The sequence below is a fragment of the Saccharopolyspora griseoalba genome, assembly GCF_042665275.1.
Classification (GTDB): Bacteria; Actinomycetota; Actinomycetes; order Mycobacteriales; family Pseudonocardiaceae; genus Saccharopolyspora; species Saccharopolyspora griseoalba.
The window spans coordinates 411662-427998 of the sequence record NZ_JBHTCJ010000001.1; the positions used below are offsets into that span (position 1 = coordinate 411662).

Consider the following 16337-nt stretch of genomic DNA (forward strand, 5'->3'; position numbering starts at 1 on the left):
CGGATTCCGGATCCGCGCCGAGCTGCAACTCTCGCGACTGTCGGGACCGAACGGTAGCGTCGGTGACCGGCCGACGACGGGCGGTGATGACATGCCGATTTCCACCGATCCGGCGGCCGCGGAGTTCCCGACCTCGCGCCTGCGCACGCGGGCGGAGGCGGAAGCTTACGTGGCCTCGGTGTGCTTCAAGCACGGACCTCCGAGACTCCTCGGCGTCGAGCTCGAGTGGACCGTGCACCATCGATCCGATCCAGGGCGTGCCCTCGACGTCGCGACACTGGTCAGCGCGCTGGGCCCGCACGCCCCACCCTCCCTGGCACCGGAGAGCCCGCACCGGGATCTGCCGAACGGCTCGGTGCTCACCGTTGAACCCGGTGGCCAGGTCGAGATCTCAAGCCTCCCCACCACATCACTTCCCGGCCTGCTCGGCGCGGTCGAAGCCGACGCCGCCTACCTGCGCCGCAGGCTGGCCGCCGCGGACCTCGTGCTGGGGGAGCACGGCCTGGACCCGCACCGCCCCCCGAACCGGATCCTGCGGGTGCCGCGCTACGCCGCGATGGAAGCCGCCTTCGACCGCATCGGGATCAACGGCCGGCTGATGATGTGCAGCACGGCCGGCGTCCAGGTGTGCCTGGACGCCGGGGAACCCGGCAGGGTGGCCGCCCGCTGGTCGGCGCTGCACGCGCTGGGCCCGGTGATGATCGCGGCCTTCGGCAACTCGCCGCGGATGAGCGGCGCGGACACCGGTTGGCAGTCCGCGCGCACCCGCGTGCTGCTCAACACCGACCCGCCGCGCACCCTGCCGGGGCCCACCGCCGGGGACCCGGCGCTGGGCTGGGCGCGCCGGATGCTCGACGTCTCGGTGCTGTGCCAGCGCCGCGACGGCGACGACTGGAGCGCGCCGAGCGGTCTGAGCTTCGCCGAGTGGATCCGCCGGGGCGGCCCCACCCGCGAGGACCTCGACTACCACCTGACCACGGTCTTCCCGCCGGTGCGCCCGCGCGGCTACCTCGAGGTGCGCTACCTGGACGCGCAGCCCGGGACCGACTGGATGCTCCCGGCCGCAGCGCTGGCCGCGCTGTTCGCCGACGAGGCCGTGGTGGACGAGGTCGCCGCGCGGGCGGCTCCGGTGGCCGGGAGCTGGATGCGCGCCGCCGAGCACGGACTGCGCGATCCCGCGTTGGCGCGCGCCGCGCGGGAGATCCTCGACCTCGCTCGCGAGCTGCTGTCCGAAACCGCGCGAGGGCCCGGCCTGGCCGAGCGGCTCGCCGATCACCTGTCGCGGCGGCTGGCCGCCGCCGAGCGCCGAGCACCTGGAGGTGTGCCCCGGTGAAGGATCTCAACGAGCTCACCCACGACCGGCTGCGCGACCACGTCGCCGAGGAGCTGGACCGCACCCGGCGGCGCAGCGCCCAGCTCACCGACGCCGTCGACGACGACGAGCTGGTGCGTCAGCACTCGCCGCTGATGTCGCCGCTGGTCTGGGACCTCGCGCACGTCGGCAGCCAGGAGGAGCTGTGGTTGGTGCGCGACGTCGGCGGCGCGGAGGCGGTGCGCCCGGACATCGACCACCTCTACGACGCCTTCCAGCACCCGCGCGCCGAGCGCCCGCAGCTGCCGCTGCTGGGACCCTCGGAGGCCCGCGACTACATCGGAACGGTCCGCAACAAGGTCTTCGACCTGCTCGAACGCACTCCGCTGGAGGGGCGGGAACTGGTCGAGCACGCCTTCGCCTTCGGCATGATCGTGCAGCACGAGCAGCAGCACGACGAGACGATGCTGGCAACCCACCAGCTGCGCGACGGGCCACCCGCGCTGGAAGCCCCGCCACCGCGGCGCGCGGAGGACCTGCCGGCCGAGGAGGTCTTCGTGCCGGGCGGCCCGTTCACCATGGGCACCTCGACCGAGCCCTGGGCGCTGGACAACGAGCGACCCGCCCACGAGGTGCACGTCGACGCCTTCCACCTCGACGCCGCGCCGGTGACCAACGGTGCCTACCAGCGGTTCATCGCCGAAGGCGGCTACGAGCAGCCGCAGTGGTGGAGCGAGGCCGGGTGGGCCTACCGGAACAAGGCCGACCTGCGCGCGCCGCGGTTCTGGTTCCGCGACGGCGGGCGCTGGCTGCGCCGCCGCTTCGGCCACGTCGAGCAGGTGCCCGCCGACGAGCCCGTGGTGCACGTGAGCTTCCACGAGGCCGAGGCCTACGCCGCGTGGACCGGCAAGCGGCTGCCGACCGAGGCCGAGTGGGAGAAGGCCGCGCGGTACGACCCGGCGAGCGGTCGCTCCCGCCGCTACCCGTGGGGCGATGCGGACCCCGAGCCCGAGCACGCCAACCTCGGCCAGCGGCACCTGCAACCGGCACCGGCCGGTGCCTATCCGGCCGGTGAGGCCCCGTGCGGCGCGCGCCAGCTCATCGGCGACGTGTGGGAGTGGACCGCGAGCGACTTCCTGCCGTACCCGGGATTCGCGGCCTTCCCGTACCGGGAGTACTCCGAGGTGTTCTTCGGGTCGGATCACAAGGTGCTGCGCGGCGGTTCGTTCGGCACCGACCGGGCGGCCTGCCGCGGGAGCTTCCGCAACTGGGACTTCCCGATCCGGCGGCAGATCTTCGCCGGGTTCCGCTGCGCCCGCACCGCGTTGGAGGGCTGAATGTGCCGTCACCTGGGCTACCTCGGCCCCGAGCGCACGCTGGCCGAGCTGCTGCTCGACCCCGCTCACTCGCTGCTCGAGCAGTCCTGGGATCCCACCGACATGCGCGGCGGCGGTACGGTCAACGCCGACGGCTTCGGCGCGGGCTGGTTCGGCGACGACGGCGAGCCCGCGACCTACCGCGCAGCGGTTCCGATGTGGACCGACACCTCGTTCCCCCAGGTGGCCAGGCAGGTTCGGGCCTCGGCGGTGGTGGCCGCGGTGCGCTCGGCCACCGTCGGCATGCCGGTGTCGGTGGAGGCGTGCGCGCCCCTGGCCGACGGGCAGCGCCTGTTCAGCCACAACGGGAAGGTCGGCGGCTGGCCCGACTCGCTGGCCAAGCTCGCCGGGCGGCTGGAGACCACCGATCTGCTCACCACCGCGCCGATCGACTCGGCGGTGCTGTGGGCGCTGCTGCGCCAGCGCCTCGACGCCGGCGAGGACCCGCCCTCGGCCGTCCGCGACCTGGTGGGCGAGGTGCTCGCGGCCGCGCCCGATTCCCGGCTGAACCTGCTGCTGTGCGATGGCGGGCAGCTGGTCGCCACCACCTGGACGCACTCGCTGTGGGTGCGCAAGGGGCCCGGTTCGGTCGCGGTGGCCTCCGAACCCTACGGGGCGCCGGAGCGCTGGGTCGAGGTCCCCGACCGGTGCCTGCTGGTCGCCGACACCGAGCACACCGAGGTCACATCCCTCGAGGAGGAAGCGTGAAGACCAGGTTCACCGAGGCCGACGCGGCGGCCGAGCTGCGCGCCGACGTCCGGGAAGGACTCACCGACGACCCGAAGTGGCTCTCGCCCAAGTGGTTCTACGACGCAGCGGGCAGCGAGCTCTTCGAGCGCATCACCGAACTCCCGGAGTACTACCAGACCAGGGCCGAGGCGCGGATCCTGCGCGCCAACGCCGTGACCATCGCCGAGACCACCGGTGCCAGGACCCTGGTCGAACTCGGCTCCGGTTCCTCGGAGAAGACCCGGTTGCTGCTCGACGCGCTGCGCAAGACCGGAGCGCTGCAGCGGTTCGTGCCGCTGGACGTCTCCGCCTCGGCGCTGCAAACCGCGGTCGCCGCCATCGAGGCCGACTACCCGGGCCTGGAGGTGCGCGGGGTGGTCGACGACTTCACCACCGGTCGCCTCGACGACGGCGAGGACCGGCTGGTGGCCTTCCTCGGCGGGACCATCGGGAACCTGCTGCCGGAGGAGCGCGCCGGGTTCTTCGGCGCGCTGCGCGAGGCGATGGTGCCGGGGGAGTGGTTGCTGCTGGGCACCGACCTGGTCAAGGACCCCGACCGGCTGGTGCGCGCCTACGACGACGCCGCCGGGGTCACCGCGGAGTTCAACCGGAACGTGCTGCGCGTGCTCAACGAGCGGCTCGGCGCGGACTTCGACCTCGCGGCCTTCACCCACGCCGCGCGGTGGAACGCCGAGCAGGAGTGGATCGAGATGCGGCTGCGGGCCGAGCGCGCGATGCGCGTACGGGTCGCCGAGCTCGGGCTCGAAGTGGATTTCGCGGCGGGGGAGGAGATCCGCACCGAGATCTCCGCGAAGTTCCGCCACGACCGGATCCGCGACGAGCTCGCCGTCGCGGGATTCGTCCTGGAGCACTGGTGGACCGACGAGGCCGGCGACTTCGCCCTGTCGTTGTGCCGCTCGGCGTGAGACGCGGATCGGCCCACCAAGCCGAACCGCCCCCTCAACTCGGCAGTTCCGGGTTGACCTTCGGCACGGGCAGGCGCGCGAGGCAGCCGAAGCAGGGCATGCCCGCGGGACGATCGGCCACTTCGGCCAGATGGGAGGGGATCTCCTGGCCGCACAGCGTGCGCCACGCGGCCGGGACGCCGCCGTCCGGGCGCTGGGCCAAGTGGGCCTGCCGATGCGATTCGCCGACCACCCCTGCGGCGAAACGGACCGCGACGGTGCCGCCCATCAGATCCTCCCTCCCCGTTGTCGCTCGCGAGGGCCGAAGCTGGTGTCGACCGGATCGCCCGGCAGGCGGTTGAGCAGTGCGGTGCGGACTCGGTTGCTGTTGGTCATTTCCCCACCTCCGCGAACGAGACGCGGGCGGGGTGCGTGCGTGACGTGAGGCTAGACGGGTGTGACCCGTTCGGCGCAATGGCTGTGGGGCGAAACGGCGAGTGGATCACCGGAAAGAGTCATGCGAGCGACGGTGATCACTGGGAGTGAAAAGCCGGTCACGCCACCGTCAGCGACTGGGGGGAGGTGCTGGCGGGGCGTGACCGACGCGCCACAGGTTACACCCGGTGAGCGCGCCGTCATCAGGGGTATGGGGAAATGCTGTGACCTGCGATGACGTCGATCCGCCGCGGGTTGTGGCCAGCGTCCGCTCGGAGCGCGAGACTGGGGGCGCATCGACCCGGAGGAGGAACCTGATGTCCGACTCGCTGCTGGCCCGGCACCGCGCGGTGCTGCCCGACTGGCTTGCGCTGTACTACGAGGAACCCGTCGAGATCGTCAGCGGCTCGGGCCGGCACGTGACCGACGCCGAGGGCAACACCTACTTGGACTTCTTCGCCGGAATCCTCACCAACGCCATCGGTTACGACATCGCCGAGATCAGCGACGCGGTGCGCCGACAGGTCGACACCGGCGTGCTGCACACCTCGACGCTGTACCTCATCCGGCAGCAGGTCGAGCTCGCCGAGCGCATCGCCGGGCTCTCCGGGCTGCGCGAGCCGAGGGTGTTCTTCACCAACTCCGGCACCGAGGCCAACGAGACCGCGCTGATGCTGGCCACGCAGCACCGGCGCAGCAACCAGGTCCTGGCGCTGCGCAACTCCTACCACGGCCGCGCCTTCGGCACGATCGGCGTGACCGGCAACCGGGGCTGGTCGGCCACCTCGCTCTCACCGGTGAAGGTCAGCTACGTGCACGGCGGCTACCGCTACCGCAGCCCGTTCCGCGACCTCTCCGACGCCGGCTACATCGCCGCGTGCGTCGAGGACCTGCGCGAGGTCATCGAGACCACCACCGCCGGCGACGTGGCGTGCATGATCGTCGAGCCGATCCAGGGCGTCGGCGGTTTCGCCACCCCGCCCGACGGGCTCTTCGGCGCGTTCGCCGAGGTCCTCGGCGAGTACGGCATCCCGCTGATCTCCGACGAGGTGCAGACCGGCTGGGGGCGCACCGGCGAGCACTTCTGGGGGATCGGCGCGCACGGCGTGACCCCGGCTGCGATGACCTTCGCCAAGGGTCTGGGCAACGGCCTGGCGATCGGTGGCGTGGTGGCCGAAGCCGAGCTGATGAACGGCATCGGGGCCAACTCGATCTCCACCTTCGGCGGCAACCCGGTCTCGACCGCGGGTGCCACCGCGGCCCTGGACTACCTGCTCGACCACGACCTGCAGGGCAACGCCGCCAAGCTCGGCGGGCAGCTGCTGCGCGGGTTGCGCGCGCAGGCCGAGGAGCGCGCGCTGATCGGCGACGTGCGCGGCAAGGGGCTGATGATCGGCGTGGAACTGGTCGAACCGGACGGAGGTCCGTCGGCCCTCGCGGCCGCGCGCGTGATGGAACTGGCCAAGGCGCGCGGGTTGCTGATCGGCAAGGGCGGTCTGCACGGGAACGTGCTGCGCCTGGCTCCGCCGATGACGCTGACCGAGGACGAGGCCGAGCGGGCGCTGCAGGTCCTCGCCGACTGCCTGGAGCTGGCCGAGCAGGAGCGCCGCTGACGGGCGGGGTCCTGGCGGCGGTCGGGCCGGGAGCGGTGTTCCCTCCGGGAGCGCGATTCCCGGCCCGGCTGCCGGGTTCCCGCCACGTGGCCGGTCGCGTTCCCATACCCTGCCGGGCATGCCCGCACTGAGCCCGAAGTCCGTCCTGGAAGGACGCAGCTCCAACCGCGCCCCGGTCCCGCTGATCGTCGGACTGGTCGTCTCCGGCCTGTGCCTGCTGCTCGCGCTGGGCTCCTACGTGCTGCTGGTCCCCGGTGCCCCGACCAACGTGGTCGTGGGCATGCTGCTGGCGCTGCCGACCGCGATCGTGCTGGTCGCTCTGGTGCTGTGGATCGACCGGCTGGAGCCGGAACCGCGGCTGATGCTGTGCGTGGCCTTCGCCTGGGGAGCCGGGGTGGCGCTGCTCGGCGCGCTGATCGTCAACACCGCCGGAGAGTCGGTGCTGGCCGTGCTGTTCGGGCCCGAACCGGCCTCGGCGCTGACGGTGACGGTGATCGCGCCGGTGGTCGAGGAGAGCTTCAAGGGCGCGCTGCTGCTGTTCCTGCTGGTGGTGCGCCGCCACGAGATCGACGGGGCCACCGACGGCATCGTCTACGCGGCGCTGTGCGGACTCGGCTTCGCCCTGGTGGAGAACGTCCTGTACTACATGCGGGGGCTGGCCGCGCCCGGCGAGGTCTGGGGGACGGTGCTGCTGCGGGGCGTGGTCGCCCCGCTCGGGCACCCGATGTACACCGCGATCACCGGTCTGGGCGTGGCCTACGCGGCCACGCACCGCGGTGCCGGCCGGTTCTTCGCGGTGGTGCTCGGCTGGTGCGGCGCCGTGCTGCTGCACGCGCTGTGGAACGGAGGGCTGACCCTGGCGGGCTTCCCCGGCATGGTGTTCGCCTACCTCATCGAGGCGGTGGTGCTGATCGCGCTCGTCGTGGTGCTGGTGGTCGACCGCAAGCGGCTGGTCGGCCAGATCGGCCGCTTCCTGCCCGCCTACGTGCCCAGCGGTCTGGTCGCGCCGAACGACCTGCGGATGCTCGCCTCGATCCCGGGCCGCAGGCGGGCGCGCGCCTGGGCGCGCAGCACCGCGGGCGTCACCGGCGCGCGGGCGATGGGCGACTACCAGCTGGCGGCCACCGAGCTGGCGCTGCTGCACGCCCGCGCGGAGCGGCGAACGATCAGCCCGGAGCGCTTCTTCGCCCGCCGGGACGCGATCGTGGGCCTGATGCGGGTGGCCAGGAACGCGTTCTTCCGGCGCGTTCCGCAGGCCCCGCAACCGCCGTGGGCCCGCAACCAGCGGTCCGGGTTCTTCGCGCCGCCCCAGCAGCTCGGCCAGCTGCCGAACCACCGGCCGGGCGGCAACCCCTGGCCGCCGCGCTGATCACCCGTCGAGCAGCCGGGCGGCGAGATCGGGCACGTCGCGGGCCACGACGTCCCACGAGCCGCCCGGCTCCGGGTCGGCGCGCTGCGCCGGGCCGTGCTCCTGCGGGCGCGGGATGAACGCCGTGCGCAGCCCGGCGCGCTGCGCGGCGGCCAGGTCCTCGTCGTGCGCGGCGCACAGCATCACCCGCTCCGGTGGCAGGTCCAGGATCGCCGCGGTGCGCAGGTAGGCCTCCGGGTCGGGCTTGTAGGCGCGGGTCAAGTCGGAACCGATGATCACGTCCCACGGCAGCCCGGCGTGCTTGGCCATGTTGGTCAGCAGCGCGGTGTGCCCGTTGGACAGCGGACCGATGATGAAGTGCCGCTTGAGCCGGGTCAGCCCGGCGATGGCGTCGGGCCAGGCGTCGAGCCGGTGCCAGGCCCGGTTGAGCCGGTCGATCTCGGCGTCGTCGACCCGATCCAGCGCGATCCCCAGCTCCTCGGCGGTGGCCAGCAGGTTCTCCCGGTGCAGGACGTCGAGGTCGACGAACTCGCGTTCGCCGAGGCGCACGGCGCGCATCGCCGGCTGGTAGCGGGCGCGCCAGCGCAGGGCGAATTCGCCGGGGTCGGCGTCGAACCCGTGCTGCTGGGCGAACTCGGCCACGGCGGCAGCCACGCCGCTGCGCCAGTCCACGACGGTGCCGAAGGTGTCGAACAGCACCGCGTCGACGGATCTCGGGGAGGCGTCCGGTGACATCGGCTCAGGCTAGCAACGCGAACCGGCGAACCGGGGTGCTCAGCGGTGCGCGGTGAGCAGGAAGGCGGGAATCCGCGAGCGCCCCTGCTCGTCGGTCGGGTGGGCCGCCCCGCCGAGTTCCGCGGGCAGGAAGGCGGCGATGCTGCTGTCCTCGATGGAGTCGACGTTCCAGTGCTCCTCGACCGCCGCGCGCAGCTCCTCTGCCGTCACCGCGTTGGGCCCGCCGCCTTCGGGGAAGGCGTCGGACCGGAACACCAGCACGCGCAGCACGGCCCCGTCGCGGGCGGCTCGGGCGATCGAGCGCAGGTAGTCGTCGCGGCGGTCGACCGGCAGCGAGTGGAACAGCGTGCTGTCGATGACCGTGCTGAAGCGGCCGTCGTAGTAGCCGTCGAGCTCGGTCACGTCGGCGACCTGGAAGCTCGCCGTGGCGTGCCGGGCGTCCTTGGCCGCCTCGGCCTCGGCGATCGCGGTCTCCGAGGAATCGACCCCGACGACCTCGTGACCGCGCGCGGCCAGGTCCAACGCGGTCACCCCGACCCCGCAGCCGGCGTCGAGCACCGGTGAGCCGACCCCCTGCTCGATCAGCTCGGCGATGGCCGGCTGCGGAACCCCGATGTTCCACGGCACGCTCTGGTCGGCGCCTTCGGTGATGCCCTGGCCGCGGTAGACGGCGTCGAAGTCGGGAAGCTCGTCGTGCACTCGTTCCTCCGCGGTCGGGAAGCCCTGGGGTCGACGGGTGAAGTTACCACCGGTGGTGCTCGCGGCGAGGCCGATCGCGATCGGCCCGAGGCGCGCGGTTCGCGGTGGTCGTCGACCGCGTTCGATCCGGGCGGTCAGCCGGTGGGCAGGCCGTAGCGCGCGGTGACCTGGCGGCCGGCTTCGCGCAGCACCTCCCGCAGCCACAGGTGGGCGGGGTCGGCGTCGTGCAGCGGGTGCCACCAGAAGGCCTCCGGCAGCGGGAGGACGTCCCACGGGCAGGGCAGCGCGCGCACGTCCGCCGACGGCCCCAGGCGGCGCGCCAGGGTCTTCTGCAGCAGCGCGACCCGCGGCGTGCCGCTGATCAGGAACGGCACCGCGAGGAAGCTCTCCACCGCGACCTGCACGTGCGGCTCGATGCCCAGCATCTTGAGCTGGCGGATGGCCGGGGTGTAGGCGTGCGGGCCTCGGTAGGTGGCCACCCACGGCAGCTCGGCGAGGTCGTCGAGGGTGGGTGGCTCGCCGATGCGCTCGTTGTCCTCGGAGACCACGCACACCCACTCGTCGGTGTAGAGGTCCTGCGCGGGCAGCTCGTCGAGGAAGCCGTGCGGCATCATGATGCCGTCGACGGTGCGCAGGGCTTCGTCGATGTGCTCGACGACCTGCGGGACGTTCTGCTCGAAGTGCAGGCGCGCGTGCGGGGCGCGCTCGGCGACCAGCTCGCTGAGCTGCCTGCCCAGCACGAGCGCGGCGTAATCGCTGGTGAACAGGGTGAACTCGCGCCGCGATGCGGCCGGGTCGAAATCCGGTGCGGCGTCGAAGACCCGTTCCACCCCCGCCAGCGCGGCCTTGGTGCGCCCGGCCAGCTGGGCGGCCAGCGCGGTGAGGTGGTAGCGGTTGCCGCTGCGCTGCAGCAGCTCGTCGCCGAAGTGCCTGCGCAGCTTGCCGAGAGCGGCGCTCATGCTCGGCTGGCTCACGCCCACCCGGTCGGCGGCGCGGGAGACGTTGCGCTCCTCCAGCAGGGCGTCCAGCGACGGCAGCAGGTTCAGGTCCAGGTTCCGCAGCGCCCGCACGTCCATCGCCGGACTATAGCTCACGCCAATACTCGGCATAGTCAGTTGGCTCTTCCCCGATAGTGAGCCGCGCCGCAGAGTGGAGATCGAAAGCTCGTCGGCACTCGGAGAAGCAACATGACAACGCGCAAGGCGCTGGTGGTGGGCGCGGGTTCGGCCGGATGCGCCACCGCGATCCTGCTGGCCGAAGGTGGCTGGCAGGTCGATCTCGTCGAGATCAAACCCGCCGTGACCGCGATCGGTTCCGGGATCACGCTGCAGGGCAACGCCCTGCGCGTGCTCCGGCGCCTCGGGGTGTGGGAACGCGTGCGCGCGAGCGGCTTCGCGTTCGACGACCTGGGTCTGCGCGCGCCCGACGGCGAGCTGCTCGCCGAGTTCGACGACGTGCGCACCGGCGGGCCGGACCTGCCCGCCACGCTCGGGACGTACCGGCCCGAACTGGCCCGCGCCCTCGTCGAGCGCGCCCGCGAGGTCGGCGTGCGGGTGCGCTTCGGCGACTCCTGCACCGGGTTCGAGCACGCGGGACCGTCGGTGGCGGTGACCTTCGTCGACGGCGGGGTGCAGCACTACCACCTGGTCGTCGGCGCCGACGGGGTCCGCTCGTCGACCCGCGGGTTGCTGGGCGTCGACCTGGAGACCCGGCCGACCGGGATCGGCATCTGGCGGGCGTTCGTCCCCCGGCCGGAGTCGGTCGCCCGCACCGACATCTACTACGGCGGCCGCTGCTACCTGGCTGGGTACTGCCCGACCGGGCAGAACTCGCTGTACGCCTACCTGGCCGAACGGGCGCAGGACCGCACCGGGCTGAGCCCGGCCGAGTCGCTGGAGCTGATGCGCGAGCTGGCCGGGCACTACGGCGGCCCCTGGGAGGAGATCCGTCGCCAGCTCACCGACCCGGACGCGGTGCACTACACCCACTTCGAATCGCACCTGCTCGAAAGGCCCTGGCACCGCGGCCGGGTCGCGCTCGCCGGCGACGCCCTGCACGTCTGCCCGCCCACCCTCGCGCAGGGCGCGGCGCAGGCGCTGGAGGACGCGGTCGCGCTCGCCGAGGAGGTGCTGTCGGCCGGTGATGCCACCGACGCCGCGCTCGAGGCCTACGCGGCCCGGCGGTTCGACCGCGCCAAGACCGTGGTGGAGGCGTCCGACCAGCTCGCGCAGTGGCTGCTCGACGGCGAGCGCGGGGACGTTCCCGGCCTGATGGCCCGGGTCTCGGAACTCGTCGCCCAACCCGTCTGACGAAGGAGGCAGTACGTGACAGATCGACTCATCACCCATCTCCGGCACCTCGACATCGCGGTGCCCGACTACGCCAAGCAGCGCGAGTTCTACACCAACCTGTGGGGCTTGACCCCGGTCGTCGAGGAGCCCGGGCTGAGCTTCCTGGCCGCCGAGGGCTCCCCGGAGCAGTACGTGGTGCGGCTGCGGCAGGCCGAGGACAAGCGCCTGGACCTCATCGCCCTCGGGGCCGAGGACCGCGCCTCGGTGGACGCCCTGGCCCAGCGCCTGGCCACCGCCGGGGTGCAGCTGGTCGGCGAACCCGGTGCGCTGCAGACGCCGGGCGGAGGCTACGGGTTCCGGTTCTTCGACGTCGACGGTCGCACCGTCGAGATCTCCTGCGAGGTGCAGGTGCGCGCGCACCGCCGCATCGAGGAGCAGGAGTCCATCCCGGTCAAGCTCTCGCACGTGGTGATCAACTCGCCGAACCCGGAGCGCACCAGGGCGTTCTACGAGCAGCACCTGGACTTCTCGCTGTCGGACACGCTGTTCCACCCCAACCTCGGCGAGGCGATGTACTTCATGCGCTGCAACCCGCAGCACCACAGCCTCGCCATCGCCCGGGGCCCGCACGTGTCGCTGCACCACGCCTCGTTCGAGATGCGCGGCATCGACGAGTACATGCGCGGCACCGGACGGCTGCTGCGCAACGACATCAAGAAGGTCTGGGGACCGGGCAGGCACCTGGCGGGCAACAACACCTTCAGCTACTTCCTCGACCCGCACGGCAACACCGTCGAGTACACCACCGAGCTGGAGCTGCTCGACGAGGACACCTGGCACCCGCACCTCTACGACTTCACCCAGCCCGAGGTCTCCGACCAGTGGGGCACCGCGAACCCGATGGACGAGTTCGTGGCCGCCGAGTCGTTCAACGACCCCGACCGCGGCGTCTTCGTCGCTCCGCCGGTGTGAGGAGGGCCTGATGCGATTCGCCACCGCCGAGATCGACGGCGAGGAGTTCTGCGGGCTGCTCGACCGGCAGCGCTTTCACCCGGTCGACGGCGGCGACCTGCGGGAACTGCTGAGCTCCGGCGAGCTCGCCGGAGCGGGGCGGCGGGCGCGCTCGCGCGCGGGCGTCCCGCTGGAGTCGGTGCGGCTGCGGGCACCGCTGCAGCCCCCGACGATCCGCGACTTCGTGGCCTTCGAGGAGCACGTCGAAGGCGTGGCCCGCGCGGTCAGCGGCACCGGGGTAGCTCCGGAGTGGTACCTCGCGCCGACCTTCTACTTCACCAACCCGCACGCCGTCACCGGGCCGTTCGACGAGGTCGCGCGGCCGCCCGGGTGCCGGGTGCTGGACTTCGAGCTGGAGGTCGCCGCGGTCGTCGGCCGCACCGGGCGCGACCTCACCCCGGAGCAGGCGCGCGAGCACATCGCCGGCTACACCGTCCTCAACGACTGGTCGGCGCGCGATCTGCAGTCCACCGAGATGAAGGTGGGGCTCGGGCCGGCCAAGGGCAAGGACTTCGCCAGCACCCTCGGCCCCTGCCTGGTCACCGCCGACGAGCTGGAGCCCTACCGCGACTCCGACGGGTTCCTGCGGCTGCAGATGCGCGTGTCGGTCAACGGCGAGGAGATCGGCCGCGATCTGCTGTCCAACATGGGATGGCCGTTCGAGGACCTGGTGTCCTACGCCTCGCGCGGTGCCGAGATCCGGCCCGGCGACGTGCTCGGCTCGGGCACCTGCGGCAACGGCGGCTGCCTCGCCGAGCTGTGGGGCAGGCCGGACCGGGCCGATCCGCCCGCCCTGGAACCCGGTGACGTCGTGGAGATGACCGTCGAGGGCATCGGAACCATCCGCAACCGCGTCACCGAGGGGACCGAACCCCCACCCGTGCGCCGGGCCGCGCCGCGGCCCCGCGACCGATCGTGACCTCCCACCAGCGAACCGAGAGAAGCGAGATGTTCGAGTACTTTCCCGGAAACTACGTGTGGAACCTGACCGTGGTCGCCGCGCTCAACAGCGGCGGGCTCATCGACGAGGTCGATCGCGCCTGCCGGCCGATCCGCGAGGCCGGCGCGCGCGGCTCCGACGTGGGCACCGGCGAGCTGCTGAAGTCCTGGACGACCGTGGTCGACGACCTGGTCGCCCAAGCCCAGCAGGACCGCGCGGCCGGGCACGCGCGCACCGCGGGGCAGAAGTTCCACCGCGCCACCAACTACCTGGTGCACGCCGAGCGGATGCAGAGCGCCGACACGCCCGACCGCAACGCGATCTACGAGCGCTGCCTGGAGCTCATGGGCAGCACCTTCGAGCTCATCGGCCCCCGGACCAGCCGCGTGGAGGTGCCCTACCAGGAGACCTCGCTGCCCGCGTACTTCACCGACGCCTCGCGGGACGGCGAGCCCGCGCCGTGCGTGATCATGTGGAACGGGTTGGACAGCACCAAGGAGCACATGTACCTCTCCGGCTTCGGCGCGGAGCTGGCGGCCCGGGGCATCTCCACGCTGATGGTCGACTGCCCGGGAAGCGGCGAGGCGCTGCGGATGCGCGGGCTGACCGCGCGGGTGGACACCGAGGCCTGGGCCGCCGCCTGCGTGGACCACCTGGAGACCCGCCCCGGGGTGCGCGCCGACCGGATCGGCCTGGTGGGCTGGTCGCTGGGCGGCTACTTCGCGCCGAGGGCCGCGGCCTTCGAGAAGCGCCTCGCGCTGTGCGTGGCCTGGGGCGCCAACCACGACTGGGGCGCGGTGCAGAAGCGCAGGCTCGACCGCGAGGGCGAGAACCCGGTGCCGCACTACTGGAACCACGTGCTGTGGGTGTGGGGCGAGGACGACCTGGACACGTTCATCGACAAGGTCGAGGACGTGTGCCTGGACGGCGTGGTGGACAAGATCAGCGTGCCGTTCCTGATCACCCACGGCGCCAACGACCGGCAGATCCCGCTGCACTACGCCCACCGCAGCCACGAGCAGGCGATCAGCAGCCCGAAGTGCGAGCTGCGCGTCTTCGACGAGGCCGAGGGCGGCGCCGAGCACATCGGGTTGGACCACTTCGCCCACGTCAGCACCTTCACCGCCGACTGGATCCAGGACACCTTCGCGGAGCTGCCATGACCTTCCCCTTCGACCGCGCCGACCCGGAGTCGGCCGTCGCCGAGATGGCCGCGCGCTGCTCGAACTGGGGCCGCTGGGGCGAGCACGACGTGCGCGGCACGCTCAACCACCTCGACGAGGCCAAGCGCCGCGAGGCCGCCGCGCTGGTCCGGCGCGGCGCGGTGTTCTCGCTGGCCCAGCGCTTCGACGTGGACGGCCCGCAGCGCGGGTGGCGGCGGCGCACCAACCCGGTGCACACCATGCTCGACACCGGCACCGACGCCGCCGCGGGCAAGCAGGGCTTCCCGCACGGCATCGGGGGCGCCGACGACGTGGTCAGCATGCCGCTGCAGTGCTCGACCCAGTGGGACGGGCTGGGGCACATCTTCGACCACGCGAAGGCCTGGAACGGGCGACCCGCCGAGGAGGTCGTGACCGCCGCGGGCGATCACGTCACCGGGATCGAGACGGTCGCCGACGGGTTCACCGGGCGAGCGGTCCTGCTCGACGCCGGGCGCGCCCTCGGCACCGGCGGCGAGCTGCCCGACGGCTACGCCATCACCGCCCAGGAGCTCACCGAGATCGCCGAGCGGCAGGGCAGCCCGGTGGGACGCGGGGACATCGCGCTGGTGCGCACCGGTCAGCTCGCCCGCGCCCGGCGCGACGGCTGGGGCACCTACGCCGGCGGGCCCGCGCCGGGGTTGTCGTTCACCACCGCCGAGTGGCTGCACGGCACCGAGATCGCCGCGGTCGCCACCGACACCTGGGGAGTGGAGGTGCGGCCGAACGAGTTCGACGACGCCTTCCAGCCGTTGCACCAGGTCGCCATCCCGCACATCGGGTTGTTCCTCGGCGAGATGTGGGATCTCGACGCGCTCGCGGCCGACTGCGCCGAGGACGGGCAGCACGCGTTCCTCCTGACCGCCGCGCCGATCCCGATCACCGGGGCCGTCGGTGCGCCGGTGAACCCGATCGCGGTGAAGTAGCGCGCCGCGGCCCGGACCCGCACGCCCCGCAGCGCGCGGTTCCGGGCCGCGGGGATCTAGGCCGCCAGGTAGCGCCCGGGGCGGTGGTTGAGCGCGAGGACGCCGTTGAGCACGACCGCGCCCAGCGCCGACAGGAGCACGCCGGTGGCCGTGGTGACCGCCATCGAGCACAGCACCACCACGACGTCCATGCCCATCTGCACCAGACCGGCGCGCCAGCCGAAGCGCTCCTGGGCGATCAGCGCGATCACGTTGAACCCGCCGAGGCTGGAACCGTGCCGGAACACGATCAGCAGGCCGATGCCCGCCAGCAGGTTGCCCGCGATCGCGCCGTAGAGCGGTTCGAGGTGCAACTCGCCGAACAGCTGGGCGTGCAGCGGGGAGAACGCCGAGACCAGCGCGATCGACACCAGCGTGCGCAGCGTGAAGTCCCAGCCCTTCTGGCGCGCGGCGAGCGCCATGAACGGCAGGTTCACCAGCAGGAACACCAGCCAGAACGGCACCGGCAGCCCGTAGCTGAGCAGCAGCGACAGACCGGCGGTGCCGCCGGTGACCAGCTGGCTGCCCTGCAGCAGGTACAACCCGAGCGAGACGACGAACGTGCCGGAGAGCAGTCCGAGGGCGTCCTCGGTGCGGGAGTGCGGCGGCGCGGTCGGGGCAGGCGTCTCGGGGCCGCGTTCTGCGGCCTGCACGGTTGCGGTCATGTTCGGAATTTTCCGGTTCCGGCTGCCGCAGGAGCAACACAGCACCCGAGGCCTGCGACAGAAGTCGCACTACCACGACCAGATGTGCCA

The 16337-nt window shown here is 72.4% G+C and carries 16 protein-coding genes; 11 read left to right on the forward strand and 5 right to left on the reverse strand.

Annotated features, from left to right (window positions below; all coding sequences use genetic code 11):
- Positions 1–91 precede the first annotated feature (91 nt).
- From egtA to egtD, 4 genes are read left to right on the forward strand one after another with little or no spacing between them, the layout of a single operon-like run.
- On the forward strand, positions 92–1333 hold the full coding sequence (gene egtA / locus ACFQRI_RS01845; protein ID WP_380663511.1) for an ergothioneine biosynthesis glutamate--cysteine ligase EgtA: 1242 nt from the start codon (positions 92–94) through the stop codon (positions 1331–1333).
- Positions 1330–2649, forward strand: coding sequence for an ergothioneine biosynthesis protein EgtB (gene egtB / locus ACFQRI_RS01850; protein ID WP_380663514.1), 1320 nt, complete (start codon positions 1330–1332; stop codon positions 2647–2649). The genes egtA and egtB overlap by 4 nt, the downstream gene beginning before the upstream one ends.
- Positions 2650–3396: an ergothioneine biosynthesis protein EgtC gene (egtC, locus tag ACFQRI_RS01855; RefSeq protein ID WP_380663518.1), complete on the forward strand. Its 747-nt coding sequence runs from the start codon at positions 2650–2652 to the stop codon at positions 3394–3396.
- Complete coding sequence (gene egtD / locus ACFQRI_RS01860; protein WP_380663521.1) at positions 3393–4343, forward strand: L-histidine N(alpha)-methyltransferase; 951 nt, start codon at positions 3393–3395, stop codon at positions 4341–4343. Before egtC ends, egtD begins: the two co-directional genes overlap by 4 nt.
- Before the next feature lie 34 nt (positions 4344–4377).
- Here egtD and ACFQRI_RS01865 read toward each other — a convergent pair whose 3' ends face one another.
- Complete coding sequence (locus ACFQRI_RS01865) at positions 4378–4611, reverse strand: hypothetical protein (RefSeq protein WP_380663524.1); 234 nt, start codon at positions 4609–4611, stop codon at positions 4378–4380.
- 463 nt (positions 4612–5074) lie between these two features.
- Between ACFQRI_RS01865 and ACFQRI_RS01870 the strand changes: the two genes are divergently transcribed.
- Positions 5075–6370, forward strand: coding sequence for an aspartate aminotransferase family protein (locus tag ACFQRI_RS01870; protein ID WP_380663527.1), 1296 nt, complete (start codon positions 5075–5077; stop codon positions 6368–6370).
- Between the two features lie 118 nt (positions 6371–6488).
- Positions 6489–7739: a PrsW family intramembrane metalloprotease gene (locus ACFQRI_RS01875; RefSeq protein WP_380663530.1), complete on the forward strand. Its 1251-nt coding sequence runs from the start codon at positions 6489–6491 to the stop codon at positions 7737–7739.
- On the opposite strand, the gene ACFQRI_RS01880 is transcribed toward ACFQRI_RS01875, so the two are convergent.
- From ACFQRI_RS01880 to ACFQRI_RS01890, 3 genes are all read right to left on the reverse strand, one after another.
- Positions 7740–8474, reverse strand: a complete 735-nt coding sequence (locus ACFQRI_RS01880; RefSeq protein WP_380663533.1) for a haloacid dehalogenase type II — start codon at positions 8472–8474, stop codon at positions 7740–7742.
- Between the two features lie 39 nt (positions 8475–8513).
- Entirely contained in the window at positions 8514–9173 is a 660-nt protein-coding gene (locus tag ACFQRI_RS01885) for a class I SAM-dependent methyltransferase (RefSeq protein ID WP_380663536.1), read from the reverse strand.
- Between the two features lie 134 nt (positions 9174–9307).
- Positions 9308–10249: a LysR family transcriptional regulator gene (locus ACFQRI_RS01890; RefSeq protein ID WP_380663539.1), complete on the reverse strand. Its 942-nt coding sequence runs from the start codon at positions 10247–10249 to the stop codon at positions 9308–9310.
- Positions 10250–10360: 111 nt separating this feature from the next.
- Between ACFQRI_RS01890 and ACFQRI_RS01895 the strand changes: the two genes are divergently transcribed.
- Genes ACFQRI_RS01895 through ACFQRI_RS01915 form a run of 5 tightly spaced genes read left to right on the forward strand, consistent with a single transcriptional unit; the run spans position 10361 to position 15543 of the window.
- Positions 10361–11482 carry an FAD-dependent monooxygenase gene (locus ACFQRI_RS01895; protein WP_380663542.1) on the forward strand — a complete coding sequence of 374 codons (1122 nt, stop codon included), beginning with the start codon at positions 10361–10363 and terminating at the stop codon, positions 11480–11482.
- A 15-nt stretch (positions 11483–11497) separates the two neighbouring features.
- The gene (locus ACFQRI_RS01900) at positions 11498–12436 is read left to right on the forward strand and encodes a VOC family protein (RefSeq protein ID WP_380663545.1); all 939 of its coding nucleotides are present in this window, start codon (positions 11498–11500) and stop codon (positions 12434–12436) included.
- Between the two features lie 10 nt (positions 12437–12446).
- The gene (locus ACFQRI_RS01905; RefSeq protein WP_380663548.1) at positions 12447–13394 is read left to right on the forward strand and encodes a fumarylacetoacetate hydrolase family protein; all 948 of its coding nucleotides are present in this window, start codon (positions 12447–12449) and stop codon (positions 13392–13394) included.
- Positions 13395–13423: 29 nt separating this feature from the next.
- A complete protein-coding gene (locus tag ACFQRI_RS01910; RefSeq protein WP_380663551.1) occupies positions 13424–14578 on the forward strand; it encodes an alpha/beta hydrolase family protein in 1155 nt (384 codons plus the stop codon).
- Positions 14575–15543, forward strand: a complete 969-nt coding sequence (locus ACFQRI_RS01915; protein WP_380663554.1) for a cyclase family protein — start codon at positions 14575–14577, stop codon at positions 15541–15543. Before ACFQRI_RS01910 ends, ACFQRI_RS01915 begins: the two co-directional genes overlap by 4 nt.
- A 56-nt stretch (positions 15544–15599) precedes the next feature.
- Here the strand turns inward: ACFQRI_RS01915 and ACFQRI_RS01920 are convergent, their stop codons facing one another.
- The gene (locus ACFQRI_RS01920) at positions 15600–16247 is read right to left on the reverse strand and encodes a YitT family protein (RefSeq protein ID WP_380663557.1); all 648 of its coding nucleotides are present in this window, start codon (positions 16245–16247) and stop codon (positions 15600–15602) included.
- Positions 16248–16337: the final 90 nt, after the last annotated feature.

Bases quoted from the DNA above. Each gene is read 5' to 3' on its own strand.
- egtA (WP_380663511.1), top strand. From the start codon at position 92: ATGCCGATTTCCACCGATCCGGCGGCCGCGGAGTTCCCGACCTCGCGC.
- egtC (WP_380663518.1), top strand. From the start codon at position 2,650: ATGTGCCGTCACCTGGGCTACCTCGGCCCCGAGCGCACGCTGGCCGAG.
- ACFQRI_RS01865 (WP_380663524.1), bottom strand. From the start codon at position 4,611: ATGGGCGGCACCGTCGCGGTCCGTTTCGCCGCAGGGGTGGTCGGCGAA.
- ACFQRI_RS01870 (WP_380663527.1), top strand. From the start codon at position 5,075: ATGTCCGACTCGCTGCTGGCCCGGCACCGCGCGGTGCTGCCCGACTGG.
- ACFQRI_RS01875 (WP_380663530.1), top strand. From the start codon at position 6,489: ATGCCCGCACTGAGCCCGAAGTCCGTCCTGGAAGGACGCAGCTCCAAC.
- ACFQRI_RS01880 (WP_380663533.1), bottom strand. From the start codon at position 8,474: ATGTCACCGGACGCCTCCCCGAGATCCGTCGACGCGGTGCTGTTCGAC.
- ACFQRI_RS01890 (WP_380663539.1), bottom strand. From the start codon at position 10,249: ATGGACGTGCGGGCGCTGCGGAACCTGGACCTGAACCTGCTGCCGTCG.
- ACFQRI_RS01895 (WP_380663542.1), top strand. From the start codon at position 10,361: ATGACAACGCGCAAGGCGCTGGTGGTGGGCGCGGGTTCGGCCGGATGC.
- ACFQRI_RS01905 (WP_380663548.1), top strand. From the start codon at position 12,447: ATGCGATTCGCCACCGCCGAGATCGACGGCGAGGAGTTCTGCGGGCTG.
- ACFQRI_RS01910 (WP_380663551.1), top strand. From the start codon at position 13,424: ATGTTCGAGTACTTTCCCGGAAACTACGTGTGGAACCTGACCGTGGTC.
- ACFQRI_RS01915 (WP_380663554.1), top strand. From the start codon at position 14,575: ATGACCTTCCCCTTCGACCGCGCCGACCCGGAGTCGGCCGTCGCCGAG.
- ACFQRI_RS01920 (WP_380663557.1), bottom strand. From the start codon at position 16,247: ATGACCGCAACCGTGCAGGCCGCAGAACGCGGCCCCGAGACGCCTGCC.